Annotated in this window: 18 protein-coding genes; 9 read left to right on the forward strand and 9 right to left on the reverse strand. The window is 65.4% G+C overall.

Annotated features, from left to right (window positions below; all coding sequences use genetic code 11):
- Positions 1-54 precede the first annotated feature (54 nt).
- Positions 55-999 (forward strand): LysR family transcriptional regulator, encoded by a 945-nt coding sequence (locus art_RS02125; RefSeq protein WP_038462191.1) that lies wholly within the window; start codon positions 55-57, stop codon positions 997-999.
- Positions 1,000-1,335: 336 nt separating this feature from the next.
- On the opposite strand, the gene art_RS22810 is transcribed toward art_RS02125, so the two are convergent.
- The 6 genes from art_RS22810 to art_RS20765 form a co-directional block, all read right to left on the reverse strand.
- The gene (locus tag art_RS22810) at positions 1,336-1,623 is read right to left on the reverse strand and encodes a transposase (protein WP_038462193.1); all 288 of its coding nucleotides are present in this window, start codon (positions 1,621-1,623) and stop codon (positions 1,336-1,338) included.
- Between the two features lie 107 nt (positions 1,624-1,730).
- Positions 1,731-2,363 (reverse strand): dihydrofolate reductase family protein, encoded by a 633-nt coding sequence (locus art_RS02135; protein ID WP_038462194.1) that lies wholly within the window; start codon positions 2,361-2,363, stop codon positions 1,731-1,733.
- Positions 2,360-2,974, reverse strand: coding sequence for a dihydrofolate reductase family protein (locus art_RS02140; RefSeq protein WP_038462196.1), 615 nt, complete (start codon positions 2,972-2,974; stop codon positions 2,360-2,362). Before art_RS02140 ends, art_RS02135 begins: the two co-directional genes overlap by 4 nt.
- A 104-nt stretch (positions 2,975-3,078) precedes the next feature.
- Positions 3,079-3,753 carry a TetR/AcrR family transcriptional regulator gene (locus art_RS02145; protein ID WP_052135914.1) on the reverse strand — a complete coding sequence of 225 codons (675 nt, stop codon included), beginning with the start codon at positions 3,751-3,753 and terminating at the stop codon, positions 3,079-3,081.
- A 130-nt stretch (positions 3,754-3,883) separates the two neighbouring features.
- On the reverse strand, positions 3,884-4,282 hold the full coding sequence (locus tag art_RS02150; RefSeq protein WP_038462198.1) for a MarR family transcriptional regulator: 399 nt from the start codon (positions 4,280-4,282) through the stop codon (positions 3,884-3,886).
- A gap of 146 nt (positions 4,283-4,428) precedes the next feature.
- Positions 4,429-4,686: a hypothetical protein gene (locus art_RS20765; protein ID WP_052135916.1), complete on the reverse strand. Its 258-nt coding sequence runs from the start codon at positions 4,684-4,686 to the stop codon at positions 4,429-4,431.
- Positions 4,687-5,096: 410 nt separating this feature from the next.
- Between art_RS20765 and art_RS02160 the strand changes: the two genes are divergently transcribed.
- Entirely contained in the window at positions 5,097-6,197 is a 1,101-nt protein-coding gene (locus art_RS02160; protein ID WP_253901447.1) for an AMP-binding protein, read from the forward strand.
- A 97-nt stretch (positions 6,198-6,294) separates the two neighbouring features.
- Positions 6,295-6,831: a PaaI family thioesterase gene (locus art_RS02165; RefSeq protein WP_038462200.1), complete on the forward strand. Its 537-nt coding sequence runs from the start codon at positions 6,295-6,297 to the stop codon at positions 6,829-6,831.
- 281 nt (positions 6,832-7,112) lie between these two features.
- On the opposite strand, the gene art_RS02170 is transcribed toward art_RS02165, so the two are convergent.
- Together art_RS02170 and art_RS02175 are read right to left on the reverse strand one after the other, a co-directional pair.
- The gene (locus art_RS02170; RefSeq protein ID WP_038462202.1) at positions 7,113-8,432 is read right to left on the reverse strand and encodes an FtsX-like permease family protein; all 1,320 of its coding nucleotides are present in this window, start codon (positions 8,430-8,432) and stop codon (positions 7,113-7,115) included.
- The gene (locus tag art_RS02175; protein ID WP_082000054.1) at positions 8,429-9,244 is read right to left on the reverse strand and encodes an ABC transporter ATP-binding protein; all 816 of its coding nucleotides are present in this window, start codon (positions 9,242-9,244) and stop codon (positions 8,429-8,431) included. The genes art_RS02170 and art_RS02175 overlap by 4 nt, the downstream gene beginning before the upstream one ends.
- A 114-nt stretch (positions 9,245-9,358) precedes the next feature.
- Here art_RS02175 and art_RS02180 point away from each other — a divergent pair, with 114 nt between their 5' ends.
- The 3 genes from art_RS02180 to art_RS02195 all read left to right on the forward strand — a co-directional run bounded on the left by art_RS02180 (position 9,359) and on the right by art_RS02195 (position 11,822).
- A complete protein-coding gene (locus tag art_RS02180) occupies positions 9,359-10,627 on the forward strand; it encodes a histidine kinase (protein ID WP_038462203.1) in 1,269 nt (422 codons plus the stop codon).
- Between the two features lie 14 nt (positions 10,628-10,641).
- Entirely contained in the window at positions 10,642-11,295 is a 654-nt protein-coding gene (locus tag art_RS02185; protein WP_038462205.1) for a response regulator transcription factor, read from the forward strand.
- Between the two features lie 344 nt (positions 11,296-11,639).
- Positions 11,640-11,822: a type II toxin-antitoxin system RelE/ParE family toxin gene (locus art_RS02195; protein ID WP_038462207.1), complete on the forward strand. Its 183-nt coding sequence runs from the start codon at positions 11,640-11,642 to the stop codon at positions 11,820-11,822.
- A 155-nt stretch (positions 11,823-11,977) separates the two neighbouring features.
- Here the strand turns inward: art_RS02195 and art_RS22815 are convergent, their stop codons facing one another.
- On the reverse strand, positions 11,978-12,466 hold the full coding sequence (locus tag art_RS22815) for a hypothetical protein (RefSeq protein ID WP_052135917.1): 489 nt from the start codon (positions 12,464-12,466) through the stop codon (positions 11,978-11,980).
- Positions 12,467-12,911: 445 nt separating this feature from the next.
- On the opposite strand from art_RS22815, the gene art_RS02205 reads away from it, so the two are divergent.
- The 3 genes from art_RS02205 (at position 12,912) to art_RS02215 (ending at position 15,056) form a co-directional block, all read left to right on the forward strand.
- Positions 12,912-13,220, forward strand: a complete 309-nt coding sequence (locus art_RS02205) for a response regulator transcription factor (RefSeq protein ID WP_052135918.1) — start codon at positions 12,912-12,914, stop codon at positions 13,218-13,220.
- Positions 13,221-13,359: 139 nt separating this feature from the next.
- Positions 13,360-13,737 carry a YciI family protein gene (locus art_RS02210; RefSeq protein WP_038462209.1) on the forward strand — a complete coding sequence of 126 codons (378 nt, stop codon included), beginning with the start codon at positions 13,360-13,362 and terminating at the stop codon, positions 13,735-13,737.
- Positions 13,734-15,056: an RNA polymerase sigma factor gene (locus art_RS02215; protein WP_253901448.1), complete on the forward strand. Its 1,323-nt coding sequence runs from the start codon at positions 13,734-13,736 to the stop codon at positions 15,054-15,056. The genes art_RS02210 and art_RS02215 overlap by 4 nt, the downstream gene beginning before the upstream one ends.
- The last annotated feature ends 5 nt before the right edge of the window (positions 15,057-15,061 follow it).

The raw sequence follows: 15,061 nt of genomic DNA on the forward strand, positions 1-15,061 counted from the left end.
CACGATTAGTCTAATGAATCCTTCGACTCATCTCGATGCATATATGCTATCAACATGAACCTGGAACAACTCCGCAGCTTCGTGGAAGTAGCACGCATCGGCCATTTCACGCGTGCCGCCGCACAATTGCACTTGGCCCAGCCATCGCTCAGCCGACAAATTTCCACACTGGAAGTGGATCTTGGCGCCGAGCTTTTCCACCGGGCCCGGGGCAACATCACACTCACTGACGCTGGCGAATCACTACTTCCACTGGCCAGGCGCATGCTCGCCGACGCCGACAACGTCCGCTACGAGATGCAGGAACTGGCCGGCTTGCGGAAGGGGCGGGTACGGCTCGGTGCCACTCCGACGCTGTGCATCAGCCTCGTTGCAGACGTGCTGACCTCGTTCCACGCTGCATACCCCGGAATCGACCTGCACCTGACGGAGCAGGGGTCGCGCGGCCTGCTTGATGAACTGGCCGGCGGCGCCCTGGACCTGGCGCTCGTCACGACCTCGGAGGACAGTTCCGCTTCCTCGGCCAGCTTCCAGCGTGCTCCGCTGCTCACCGAGGAACTTGTGGTTATCGCGGCGAAGGACAGTCCGTTGCTGCATGGCGTGGCGTCCCTGACCCTTGCGGAGCTTGCAGCGCTTCCGCAAATCACGTTCCATGAAAGCTACGATCTGCGCGCCACGACGATGCAGGCCTTCCATGACGCAGGACTCGCCGCCAGGGTGGTCCTCGAAGGCGCGGAAATGGATGCCGTGCTTCGTTGCGTGGAGCGCGGGCTGGGCGTCGCGGTGGTTCCGGCCATGGTCATGGTCGACCGCCCGGGACTGCGTTCGGTCAGGCTCACCGCCCCGCGACTCACGCGCTCGATCAGCCTTGCGCACCGCAAGGACGTGACGTTGACGCGAGCCGCGCTGGCCATGCAGGAGATGATACTCAGCACCGCGGATGTCCTCTCCTCCTCGGCCGCAGCAGGCACGGGCGGACTGATCACCCGGGCACGGTAGCCGTGGTTTATGGGTCGGCTGCGGTGCCCGAAGGCCACCCGCTAGTCTCAACGCCGTTCAGTTAAGCCGCGGCCAAAGGTGTCAACCCGGTCCCGGTGTCCACGATCTCGACGCACAACCGCGCCCTTGAACGTTGGCCCGTGGGGCTTGCTCGCCCGGGCCTGGTACCTGGAATTGCCCCGCTTCACGGTCCGTGGGCCGGTGCGCGTCCCGCGTTCGGGCAGCAACCTGTCCACCACGTGTGCACCGATGATCCCGGCCAGGGCACGCCACCCCGATGGCTTCGGATGGCGGGACTCGACTGTTGGTCCGAGGAAGATCAGGTCTTGGCCGTGCTCAGTGCGACGGTGTGAGTTGACCGGTCCTTGAACGCAGCATGCTGCCTTGCTGCAGGTTGATTCTCGCGCCGATCACCCGCACCAGGAATTCTGCGCCCACATCGCGGATCTGATGCAGCAGCCCGACTGAGGCGAAACTCCTGTCCGCCAGGATGATCATGCCGCGCAGCAGGCGCGGGGTGTAGGTGGTTTCCCCGATACTGGCTGGCCCGAAGACCGTGTCAATGATGGTGCGTGCGGGTGCCGCGGACCAGGTCGAAGATCCACCGCAGCGGTTGGACCCCAATCCGCCGTCGGGCCTGGGTGAGTGCCGAGTCCTGTACCACCCGTCTGCCCAAAGTCCGACGGCGTGACATGCCTTCCGCTGGCCCAGGCGCCCAACGCCGTCGTGCTTCAGGATGAAGAAACGTCAGCGGCGCCGGTGTACGTGGCAAAATCTGGGTTTCCGGTGACCTGGTAGCTGTGGATTGCCAGCCCGCCGGGGGTGGTGCGGCTGGAGACCAGGCGCAGGCCGGTGGGCGTGCTGCCGTCGGGGAACAAGCGGCGGCCGCTGCCCACGATGACGGGGGCCACCACGAGCCGGAGTTCGTCGATCAGCCCGACGGCAAAAAGCGATTGGGCCAGCCGGGCGCTGCCGTGGATTTGGATCTCCCGGCCGGGGCCCGCCTTGAGCTCGGCAATCGCGGCCGCCGTGTCACCGGTCAGGATGGTGGTTGGTTTCCACGGGCCCGCCGTCAGTCTGGTGGAGGCGACGTATTTCGGCAGGCTGTTCATGCGGGCGGTGAACGGATCATGGGGATCGGTGATCTGCGGCCAGTCCCTGGCGAACGCGTCGTAGGTGCGCCGGCCCAGCAGGAGGGCATCTGCCTGGCCGAGCCATTCGGCGGCTTGGTCGATGAAGTCCTGGTCCATGTGCGGGACGAACCACCCGCCCCGGGTGAATCCGCCGCTGGTGTCCTCCTCGGGCGACCCCGGGCCCTGCGACACCCCGTCCAAGCTCACAAACTCCGTCAACGTCAGTTTCATGCCATTTCTCCTGGTGAATTTCCTGCTGGTCCGGCCTGGGCCAGCGGCTTGAATCTGGTGATTGAATTCCCCGACTCGAAAACTACGTTCTCGACCACGGAGAAGTGGGCCGGCGCGAACTTCCGGTCAAAGGCGGGCACGCCGGAACCAATGACAACGGGGTACCGCTTGATGATGAGCTCGTCGATTTCAGAAAGCAGGACGGCCGCGAGTTGCCCGCCACCCGCCAGATAAATGTCCAAGCGTGAGTCTTCCCCCTTGAACCCGCGAATGGTGGCAACCGGATCGGAGTCCGTGACCAACACCTGCGGATTTGTGGAGGCAAGGCTGCGGGAAAAAACGATCTGGCGCAGGTGGGAGTACGGGCTGGCGACCCCCAATTGAAGTGCCGGATCATAGGTCCGCCGGCCCATCACGACTGTGTCGAAGCGGGTGAGTGGCGCGTCTGCGAGTCCCAGGTGTTCCCGTGCCTGATGGGGAAGGAGGTCAGTGTAGTCAGCCATCATGCGCTGCATGTAGTCCGCGGATCCGTTGAAGAAATCGACTTCGTCGCCCGGTCCCGCAATGAAGCCGTCGAGCGTGAGTGAAATGAAGTAGACCAACTTGCGCATGGGAGGAGGCTCCTTCCGTTGCCTTTTGTACCCTCAGGCTAAGTGGCTCTGCGGAAGGTCGTCAACGAATGGATGCGCCCGTCGATCGGGCAGCTCTGCGGCGGTCAGCCGGCCGGGGGGGGGGGGGGGGCGAACCCGTCAAGCAGCCGCGGCAGAACCTGCCAGACACCTTCCTGCAGGGCCGCGACGGCGTCGTTGTTTCCGGTGTGGATGCCGAGGAGGGCCTGTTGGAACATCCCGTCGAACACGGCGTACACGGCGCTCCTGGAGAGTGCCACTTCGGCATGGGAGAACGCTGCGTACGCAGTGACAATGCGCCAGATCATCTGCTCAAGGCTGCCGTCCACTTCGGCGACATCGGCCTGGAAGTCGTTTCCAAACATGCTTTGGTTGCGCAGGTCGTACCAGAGCCTGTGCATGGCTGTGTCGTCACGGGCAGACGCTGCCAGGGCCGCGGCAAAGTCCAGCCGCACCTGCTCGGCGGAGCTTGCATTTACGGCAATTTCTTCATAGTGCGCGATGCAGGCGATCTTGTACTCGCGCACGCAGTACGTGATCAGTTCTACCTTGTCACGAAAGTAGTAGTGGAAAACGCCGTGCGAGAAGCCGGATCCCTGGGCAATTTCACGCAGGCTGGTGCGTGCGTACCCGAACTCCGACAGGGTCGCCAGGGCAGCCGCGGCAAGTTCGGCCCTGCGCAGTGAAAATTTGTCCACCGCTCTGCGTTCAACCCCCAGCGCAGCAGCTGATTCTGCCTCGACCGGTTGTTCAACGGGCATTCCGGACCTGCTTCGACTGGCCATGACCACATCCCCTCTGTGGCCACTATAGCCCCGAAACGACCCAACTCTGGGGGCCTTGCGGTCACCGCACTCCCAGAATTTCGCGCGGGGGATGGGCGCGTGGAGCCTACTCGTCTTGTGGAGCCAGGCCCTTCTGACGATCCGTGCGGTCCGCGTTCATGCGGAGCGAGGGCCCCGCTTCGCCGAGGTGGTGCTCGAGCTCGACCCGTCCATCGGGGGTAAGCGCGGCCGTGTGCGTGGCAGGGGCATCAGAGATGCTGTCGCCCGCGCGTTGGATGGTCCGGGCGCGGTCCTGGGATCGAGTCCGGCGCGGACCATCCGGGGGGTCACGGCCGTCAGAGGTCATGGTGACGACGACGGCGTCGGCCATCACACGGGTGATGCGGGCAAATAGGCTCTGGGCGAGCCTGGTCCGCCGGGTGACCTCGCTGATAGTTGCCCCGGGGTTGCGGGCCATGGCTTCAAGTACTGCAAGTTCAGCGTCCTTGAACCCCCTGTGGCCCATTAGTTTGATCTGGAACGGGGGGCAAGCGGATCGAATTGGAGGGTCCCTGCACTGGAGCTGGGCTGCTGTGGCTGGCGGATGCGCCGGGCCAGGGCCAACGCGGCCAAGGCTGGTAATGCAGTGAGTGCAAAACACACGGCGAACGGCTAGGAGCCGCCGAGTTCGTCGAGGGCGCTGAACACGATGGCTGTGGCCGTGAGCGAAATCGACGCGCCAATGGAGTCGAAGATGCTGAGCGCGGAACTGTTGAACTCCTGGTTCTCAACGGTGGTGTACTCCAGCGTTGAGACACTCGTGCGCGGAGACATCAGCTCCATGCCGAACCCGGCGACGCCCCAACCGCCCATCCCGACGGCGGGCGGCAGGGCAAGGAACGCTGTGGCGCCCGCCGCCGTGATCGCCACTGACAGACAAAGCGCGCCGCACTGCACACTGCGCACGTGGGACAGGCTGGCACCTAATGTGACTCTGTAGCCATGACCCGCCCGCCCAGGTCGTTCCGGAGACTGTCACCGACAACCCCGCTGCCAGTGGCGGGAAGCCGTATCGGACGGTCAGGAGGTAGGGGAGGTAGACGTCCGCACCAAAGAAGGCGCCCGCAACGAGGCCGCGGCTGAGAATCACGCTGGGGAGGCCCGATGCCGGACGGGCGGAAGCAGGTGCCGACGGGTCGGAGGCGGGCGGAGCAGACGCTTGCTCCTTCGAGGACTGGCTCCCCGCCGGCGACTCCCAAAGCAGCCCCGCGGACGGTGGCGGTACCTCGCACGCCGGGGATCCCGGCGTCGTGCTGCAGGGCAATGCGCCCGAGGGAGGCGTGCCGAACGAAGCGGCGCAGCGGGAACCCGTTGGCGACCTTGCCATGATCGTCGGCACCGGTGGAACCACCGGGAAGCCCAAGGGTGTCATGTTGACCACCCGCAACCTGGAGACCATGACGGCCATCGTGCTCATGAGCTATCCGTTTGAGGGGTGGCCCGTGTACCTTGCGCTGGCCCCGTTGACGCATGCTGCCGGGGTGCTGTGCTTCCCGATCCTGGCGCGCGGCGGGGAGATCGTCATCATGCCCCAGCCTGACATCGCCGAATTTGCCGTGCTGCTTGAACGGCACCGCGTGACGCACACGTTCCTGCCGCCCACGCTGATCTACATGCTGCTCGGGCTGGCGGACCTTGACGTCCGGGATCTGTCTTCACTGCAGTGCTTCTGGTACGGCGCGGCACCCATGTCCGTCTCCAGGCTGGAGGAGGCGCTGCACCGGATCGGTCCCATGATGGCGCAGCTGTTTGGGCAGACCGAGGCGCCCATGATGATTTCCACGATGTCCCCGGCGGAACACTTCCTGCCCGACGGGTCCATCGCCGTGGCCCGCCTGGCCTCCGCTGGCCGCGCCGCACCTCTTGTCACGGTCGCCGTGATGGACGACGCCGGGCGGGCGCTGGGGCAGGGGGAGCGCGGTGAGATTGTGGTGCGGAGTTCCTTGGTCATGGCCGGCTACTACAAGGACGCAGCGGCCACGGCGGATGTGAACAGGTTCGGCTGGCACCACACGGGCGACATTGGCTATCTCGACGGGGAAGGGTACCTGTTCATTGTGGACCGGGCCAAGGACATGATCATCACGGGCGGTTTCAACGTGTACTCCGCCGAGGTGGAACAATCCATCATGCGGTATCCGGGCGTGCGAGACTGCGCCGTGATCGGACTGCCCGATGCGAAGTGGGGTGAGCAGGTGACCGCCGTGGTGCAAATTGATCCTGCTGTGCCGGTGGATGTTGAGGCGCTCCGGCTGTTTGTGAAGCGTGAGCTGGGCAGTGTCAAAACACCCAAGGTCATCGAGGTGTGGACAGATCTGCCCCGGTCCAAGGTGGGCAAGGTACTCAAGGCCGAGATCAAGAGGGACCTGCTGGGGCGGTAACGGAGCCACAGCGGCAGGGCACCGTGGCATAAGCTTGCTGCCATCATGCAAGCAGGCGCCGGCAGCGCCCGGGTCTCGGGAACAAAGGTGGCATCCGATGGAGAAATGGCAATCAACAGGCACTGACATGGCCGAACGGGAAATGCTTGTCCGGTGGGAGGACACGAAGGCGGCAATGGCGGTCCTGCCCACTCTGTCCGGCATCGACTACCTGCGCAAGATGGCCGCCCGCGAAGTGCCGGGCGCGCCCATTGCCGGGCATTTCGATATGGACCTCGTGGAGGTCGAACCCGGTACTGTGACCTTTAGCTGCCAGCCCAACGAGTCGCACTACAACCCGATCGGTGCCGTCCACGGGGGCTTGGTGTGCACATTGCTGGATTCTGCCCTGGGCTGTGCCACACACACCTTGCTGCCGGCGGGAATGGGATACACGTCCATTGAAATCAAGGTCAACTATTTGCGTCCGGTCACGGCAGCCAGCGGTCCGCTGCGCTGCACAGGTCGGGTCACCAAGCCCGGCCGGCGGGTGTCCTTTGCTGAAGGGGAGGTGCTGGACAACGCAGGGCGCACCGTTGCCACAGCATCCGGCAGCCTGCTCATTTTCCCCATCGGTGCTGCCGCTGCGGGATAGGCCTCAGTGGCTGCGGACTGACAGGGGCCCGCTCCCCTCGATCTGCCTGCTTAACCCGCCATCGCTGCCACAAATATGACTAGACGCCATTGAGCGTCTGGAGCTACACGTGGCATGGTTGCACGCATGCACTTCGCAGCGCCAGACGGCGCTCGTGTGCGTGGTGGTATCTGCAGGTCCAACGTGTTCAGGATTGCTGGCAAACGAGGCCGGCCATGGGGAGATTTTCCCAGATTCGAGCCATTCTGGGAAAACAGGTACTGCGGATCCCCACAGGACAGTCAATCCGCCCCGACCATCCGCATGACGTCCCTGCGCAGTCCGGCAACGGTGGGCAGCACGGTCGCCACGAGGACCAACGATCCGCCCAGCCCCGCCACAACCAAGCCAGCGCCGAAAGCAAAGTGCGGCACGGAACCCGGTGTGGAGACGGCCAGCCCCGCCGCAATGACCACCCCGCTGGACACAATGACGGCGAGCGCCAGCAGGCAAGCGGTCACCACGTAAATGAGGGCTTCGAACACCGATGTTCGAATGATCGTACCGTGGGTGGCCCCCGACGCCTGGAGCAACCCCAGCTCCCTGCCCCGTCTGCGGTTGCTCATGAACACCACAATGGCCGACGCCACGGCCGCAAGCAGAATGGGTCCGCCCAGCAGGATCACCACCTGCTCCGTTTCCACCTGCTCAGCGGTGCCAAATTGGGTCGCCACGGCCGTGAACAGGCCGCCGGTGAGGCTGATCCCCACAAAAAGCGGCGTGATGGCGGCCGTGCCATAGCTGAGCCGATGCCGTGCCTGGTGCCTGGCCAGAAACCACGCCGACGACGCCCGCCCCGGCAGCAGCGCCGTCCAGGCAGCCAGCACCAGCGGGTATAGGAATGGCCCAAGGAAAAGCACGACGGCGGCCATCACCGGGGCGATCAGCGGTGTGATGGAAGGGGTAAGGTCCGGGACGAACAGCTCGGCGCAGATGCCGTAGACGCCAGCCGCAGCGCCTGCAGCCAGCACCCAGCGGGGCCAGCCCATCTTCTTGCGCCGCGGTTCGGCCTCTCGCAGCACCTCCAGCGGAGGGGTGGCCGCAGCCCGCCGGGCAGCCCGCCATCCGCCCCACAAGACCAGTGCGCAGACGGCCAGCAGGGTGCCTGCCACTGTGGGCAGTCCAAAGCTGGTTGGGATGCCGTACAGGGTGGAGTCTGCCGGGAAACCCCAGAAGAACAGTGATCCGGCAACAGGCCGTGCTCCAGCCACGCCGAGCAGCGACCCCAGCACGGACACCGGCAGCAGCTGGGCCATGACCACACTCGCCACAGCGGAGGGTCGTGCGCCGAGTAATTGCCACAGCGCGTAGGAGCGCTGCTGCAACGAAACTGTCAACGCCGCAACACTGCTGAGCACACCCATGGCACTGACCGCACTGAACATGAGGATCATCCCGGCCATGCCCGCAAGCCCCGACAGGAACTCCCCGCCCAGCACAACACCTGTCTCCGCCACGGAGACCCCGATGGCCAGGACAAAGCCCGACGTTGCAGCCAGCAGGAACACTCCGATCCAGGTGCGCCACTGCACCCCCAGCTCGGCAAGCAACAGGCGGGTCACGGGGCCACCGCCGATCCGGCAGCCGGAAGTGTTCCGGCGCTCTTCTCGGAGCCGGCGGAAGTAGTGCCGCTTGTGTTTCCGGAACCAGCAGACCGCACCGCTGCCAGCACGGCATCTGGGGTGGGGGAGTGCATCTCGGTGTGGATGGAGCCGTCACGCAGGACAAGCACCCGGTCCGCGAGCGCGGCGGCCTCCAGATCGTGTGTCACCATGACCACCGCTGTCCCGGCGGAGGCGGCCTCGCGCAGAAGGCACAGCACCTCTGCCCCGTTGGCAGTGTCCAGGGACCCGGTCGGCTCATCGGCAAACACGAGGGCAGGGTGCTGAGCCAGCACCCTGGCAATGGCCACCCGCTGCTGTTGCCCGCCGGACAGCTGCCCGGGACGTTTTCGGGCATGGTCGGCCAGCCCCACGGAGGCCAGCGCCCCATCGATGCCGGTGGAGGAAACCCGCCGGCGGGACAGTCTGGCCGGCAGTGCCACGTTCTCCCATGCCGAGAGTGAGGTGATGAGGTTGAACCGTTGGAACACAAAGCCCAGCTGTTCGCGGCGGAGGGCAGCCAGTTGCGATCGCGACAGCGAGGCAAGGTCCCTCCCACCCAGGGTGACCGTGCCCGACGTCGGACTTTCCAAACCAGCCAGGCAATAGAGCAGGGTTGACTTGCCCGAGCCGCTAGGCCCCACAATGGACACCATCTCTCCGGGGGCAACAGACAGGGACACCCCGTGCAGCACGGCGGCGGGTGGTTCCTTGCGCGAGGCGGGCGGAAACGTCTTGGACAGTGAGTGGGCAACGAGCAGCGGAGTTCTCATGATTCCAGTCCACCAGTGGCTGCGGAGGAAAACAGTCGCGCAGGCACCCGAATCAAGGGTAGTGCTGGCTATACCCTGCACGGCTCGCGGCGCCGCACCCGATAGCCTGAATCAATGGACAAAACCGTGTGGCACGCGCTCGCAGGCCGGCCGTGGCACTTTTGGGGCTCACGCTGGCCCTGGCGCTCATTGCTGTACGTGGCGTCCGGGGCAGTCCTGGGCCTGGTCCTGCTGCCGCTTGTGGTGGTCACCTTCGTCCTCATCCCTCTGTGGGCGCTCGCGGTCGGGGCACTGGAACGGCGGCGGGTGCGGCTGCTGGGGTTCGCCCGCATCGAGTCGGCCCATGTCCCGGTGGGCCGCGGTGAGCGCCGCAACTGGCTGAACATCCGGCTGGCCGAGGCCGCGACCTGGCGGGCTGTGGGCAGTCTGTTTGCCACGCTGCTGCTGGGCTGTCTCAGCATGGCGCTGCTGTTTATTGAGGCCCTCGCTGTCGGAGGCTCCATTGCCGTGGCGGCGCAGGCCAGCCGCGGCCCCACCAGGGTGGTGTTCTTCGGCGATTTTGCCGTCGAACCGAACCCTGGCCTTGCGTGGCTGGCCTATGTCGCCGTGCTTATGGCCTTGGCCCTCTCCAGTTATGCGAACGCCCTGCTGGCTGCCGGCCAGGGAGCACTTACCCGCGTCCTGCTCGCACCCCGCGAACGCGAGCTGGAGCGCAACATCCAGCGTCTCACCCAGTCCCGGATATCCCTCGTGGCGGCCTTCGAGCAGGAGCGCAAGCGAATTGAACGGGACCTGCACGACGGCGTCCAACAGGAACTCGTGGCCCTTTCCGTCAGGCTGGGTCTCGCCGAGGTGGACCTTGAGCTGGCCGAGCGCGCCGGTGCGCCTGTGGGGGAGGCCCGGGCGTCGGTGGCCGCAGCCCATGACCACGCCGAACACGCCCTCGCCACCCTGCGCGCCACCGTCCGCGGCATCCACCCGGCCGTCCTGAGTGACCACGGACTCGAAGCCGCCCTCCAGGAACTGGCCGGGCGCGCCGGTCAGTCCGTCACCCTCGATGCCCAGGTCGGGAGGATGGATGCGGCCACCGAAGCCTGCGCCTACTTCACCGTCAGCGAGGCACTCACCAACGCCGTCAAGTACGCCCTTGCCAGTGAAGTCAAGGTCACCGCCCTTGACTCAGCTGGCCGGCTTCAGCTGACCATCACCGACAACGGCCGCGGCGGCGCGGACCCCACCCGCGGAACCGGACTGAACGGTCTGATGGAACGGGCCGAAACCCTGGGCGGGACTCTTGCCGTGGACAGCCCGCCCGGAGGCCCCACCACCCTCTCACTGATCCTGCCCACCAAGGCCGGCATCCCGCCGTCGACCATCCCCTAAGGAAAGCGAAAGCCATGCGCATCATCCTCGCCGACGACTCCACCCTGCTGCGGGAAAGCCTGACGAGCCTGCTGGAAAAATTAGGGCATGTGGTGATCGCCACCGCGGTGGACGCGCCGGGGCTGGTGGCCGCCGTCAATGCTGCCGACGACGCCGGACACCTGCCCGACTTGATCGTCACCGACGTACGCATGCCGCCCACCAACCAGGATGACGGGCTGCGCGCCGCCCTCGAGATCCGGCGCACGCACGGTCCGGTGCCGGTCATGGTGCTCTCGCAATACGTTGCCGACGCCTACGCTGCGGCGCTGCTGTCCGAAAGCGACGGGGCCGTGGGCTATCTACTCAAAGACAGGATCGGCCGGATTGCCGACTTTTCCCGCGCCCTGGAAACCGTGGCAGCGGGCGGCACGGTCATTGACCCGGAGATGGTGGCGCACCTGCTGGTCCGGAAGACCGGCAGCCCCATCGCCTCACTCACCCCGCGGGAACGCGAGGTGCTGGCCCTGATGGCGGAGGGTCTGGCGAACCAGGTGATCGCACAGAAACTGGTGGTTAGTGATGCCGCCGTGGCCAAACACATCGGCAACATCTTCGCCAAGCTCGGCCTCGCCCCGGACGACGGTCATCGCCGGGTCAAGGCTGTCCTACTATTCCTGAAAACGTAGGCAACCGGTGTCTGTGCCGTTTTGAAGTGTCCCTGTCCCGTCCGCAATCGAGCCGGGCATCGACCAACGACCTTGAGGTCTGTCGGGTCATTGCCACCAGCCTGGTATTCAGCCCTAGACTCGCCTAAAGGATGCCTAGCTGATGCCTACCGCCGTGCGACTACCCGAAGAGACCGGAGACCGCCTTACTGAATCCACAGGCCGTCCCAAGTCTTGCTACCTGCGCGAACTCATTACCTCCGGACTAGATAAATTGGAGTGGGAATACTCCGTGGCCCAGAAGGCCACCGACATCAGAGCTGGCCGCCGTAAGACGATCCCGGCTGAGACCGTTAGGGCTGAACTTGGCTTGGACGATTGAGTATGACCGGGACGCAACTCAGGCCTTCAAGAGACTAGACAAGCCTGTCGCCAGGGACATCATGGACTACCTCGATGCGGTGGCGTCCCTGGATGATCCCCGCGCCCAGCTTGTTGCCGAGCGCGAGGACCTCGGCTTCCAGAGAGGGCCGCGCTCCTTGGCCTGAGCGGCAAGCTGCTTCTTCACGGACTCCTCAAGCCCTCGAGCGACGATGGATGCCATCGCAACTACGTCCTCACCTAGTATCACTAACGATCGCATTTGAGCCCTCCAGTGGGCGGTGGTGGGGACCGCTGGAGGGCGTAGGAAAATTGCGGGAACCTAGAACGGCTCTTTAGCCAGTGCCTTGACTTCCTCCGGAGTAACACGTCCAAGGCGGTCGTCGAGGGTCACGCGCAGCCTTGCCGCGGCAACCTGGACGCGGCGTTCCGGGAGGGCCATGTCCTTGCTTCCCAGCATCGTTCGCTCTCCATCGTCCGGGGCATTGAGAGATGCCCAGGCGGCGTCGAAGAGTTTCAGCTCGTCGGCGTGTGCCAGCGTGCTGTGGGCTAGGACCTCCAGGGTGGCAAGGCCCAACGCCTTGGTGGATGGATGGTCGTCAAGCGCGCGGTCCAATGCCCACTGTGCGCGTCGCCACCATTCGCTGCGGTCGTCGGCCAGTGCACGCTGCCGGAACGTAAATCCACCGATGACAGCGGCCACGATAGCGCCCAACAGAATCGCAAGCGGGCCCAGCGCACCGAGGACTTCCCACCATGGGGCAGGGGTGGCATCCAGGGCCAGGCTGACCGATGTTGGTGACGGGATCATGCAGTCAGTCTAGACGCATGCTGTGGTGCCATCTTGTGGTTCGAGCGAACGTTAAAGCAGCCCCCAATAAACCTCTCGCGAACACTTGACGCACGGCAGAATTGAACCTTGCCTCAAAATGAACCTTCGGTCATTTTGAGGCAAGACAAGTTCAACGAGGCGGCAATGAGTCCAACGGCTGTAAACCGGCACGACGCACACAACGCCGATCCGGCACTTGCAGCCATGGACGCGCCGGCGTCCTTGCGCTAGCGCCAGCAGCTCAGCACCGCGGCACGGCTGATGGCCCTCGACGGTGCCGACTCCTTGACGATGTAGGCACTGGCCACCGAAGCCTCCGTCAGCGCCGGACACGCATGTCTACGAGTCGCTGCGGGCAGGTGCCGCCGGCTTCCTGCTCAAGGACACCCCGCCGGAGCGCCTCATCCAGGCCGTCCGCGAAGTCATGTCCAGCGAGGCCCTACTGTCTCCTGCTGTCACGAAGCGGCTCATTGAGGCCTTTGTGACGGCTCCGGCACCGCACGACGGCGGCGTGCCCGAGGCCTTCAATTCACTCACGTCCCGCGAACTGGACGTGCTCCGCCACCTGGCCCACGGGGCCAGCAATGCCGAGATCGGCCGGGCCCTGTTCCTGGCCGAGACCACGATGAAAACCCACATTGCGCGCGTCCTGGCCAAGCTTGGTGTCCGCGACAGGGTCCAGGCCGTCGTGCAGGCCTACGAGCTGGGACTTGTCAGGCCCGCCGGACGATAGACCCGAGCGTGTCGATTTGCCGGCCGCTGGATCGTCACCACTGTGCACGCGCAACACCGCGCAGCGCCGGGGCACACGCCTTGGCGGGCAATCCGCCGTCGTTCATGGACGGCCGGGTGAAGACGAAGGAGAATGAACCATGCGTTACACATTGCTTTTGCACTATCAAGAAATGGACGCCGCACAGCTCGGCGAGGAAGTCATGGCGGAGGGGCAGCGGGCCTTCGCCAGCTACGCGGCAACTCTCCATGAGGCCGGCGTGCTGCTCGGCGCCGAGGTGCTCCAACCATCCTCCAACACCACCACGCTGACCATGGCCGACGGTACGCTGCACGTGCAGGACGGGCCATTTGTCGACACGAAGGAGCAACTAGGCGGCACCATCGTGATCGACGTGCCGGACCTGGACGCGGCGATTGAATGGGGCCGGAAAGCTCCCGCCATCGGGTGGGGCGCCGTTGAGGTGCGTCCCGGCGCCTTGTTCACGGTCGACGGCGAATGGCGGCCAAATACGTGAGCGGACAGGAAGCGCGGGTGGTCGCCGAGCGGACGGCCCGCACCTCCTATGGCCGACTGGTAGCGCTTCTGGCAGCGTCGACGGGTGACGTTGCATTGGCCGAAGATGCCCTCTCCGCTGCGTTTGAACGGGCCCTGACCACGTGGCCGTCCAGTGGCGTTCCCAAGAACCCGGAGGCATGGCTGCTCACGGTGGCCCGCAACCGGCAGCGGGATTCCTGGAAGTCGGCGTACCAACGGAAGTTTGCGCCGTTGGGGGCCGCGGCCCAGGTGGGCTCGCCAGATGCGCAACTTGGCGAGGTGGATGCGATCGGTGACAAGCGCCTGGAGCTGCTATTTGTGTGCGCCCATCCTGCCATCGACCCCGCGGTGCGCACCCCACTCATGCTGCAAACCGTGCTGGGCTTCGATGCGGCCCGGATCGGCGCTGTCTTCGCCGTTCCCGCCGCGGCCATGGCGCAGCGCCTGGTCCGGGCCAAGAGGAAGATCAAGGAGGCACGCATTCCGTTTACTGTGCCGGACCGGCAGGCCATGCCCGGGCGGCTGCCTGCTGTGCTGGAAGCCATCTACGGCTGCTACGCGATGGCCTGGCAAGACGAGTCGTGGGAGATCAACGACTACGACGACGGTGCCCGAAAGCACGGTGGGAGGGAAGGACACGCGGGGGAAACGGACCTCAGTGGTGAGGCCCAATACCTTGCCCTGACGCTTGCCAGGCTGGTGGAAACCGAAGCGGAGGCGTGGGGCCTAGCCGCGTTGATCACGTTCTCCTTGGCACGGATGCCGGGGCGAAATACGGCGGGCACACATCGGGTTTTTCGCCCGCTCGAGGAACAGGACACCACGTTGTGGGATGCAGCCCAGATTGCCGAGGGTGATGCGCTCCTGCGCCACGCCGTTCCCGTTGGTGCGCCGGGGCGATTCCAGCTCGAGGCGGCCATCCAGGCCGTCCACTGCGCGCGGGCCCGCACAGGACTGACAGACTGGACCGCACTGCGAACCCTCTATGCAGCACTCGTGACCGTCGCGCCCGGCCTTGGCGCAAGGGTCGCCCTGGCCGCTGTTGTTGGAAGGGCTGAAAGTCCTGAAGCAGGTCTTGCAGTGATTGACGCCATCGGTGACGGTGAAGCACCTGGGCTGCGTGCCGCCGTCGAACATTTCCAGCCCTTCCACGCAGCCCGGGCTGAGCTGCTGGCGCAGGCAGGACGTGCATCCGAAGCCACCCCTGAGTTCATCGCCGCGGCCAATCTGGCCCGCCAGCCCGACGTGCGCGAATACCTGCTGCACCGCGCCGAGGCTTTGGCGGAGAACCGGAGATGACGGGG

Origin of the sequence: Arthrobacter sp. PAMC 25486, from assembly GCF_000785535.1 — a bacterium.
In the GTDB taxonomy this organism is placed as follows: Bacteria; Actinomycetota; Actinomycetes; order Actinomycetales; family Micrococcaceae; genus Specibacter.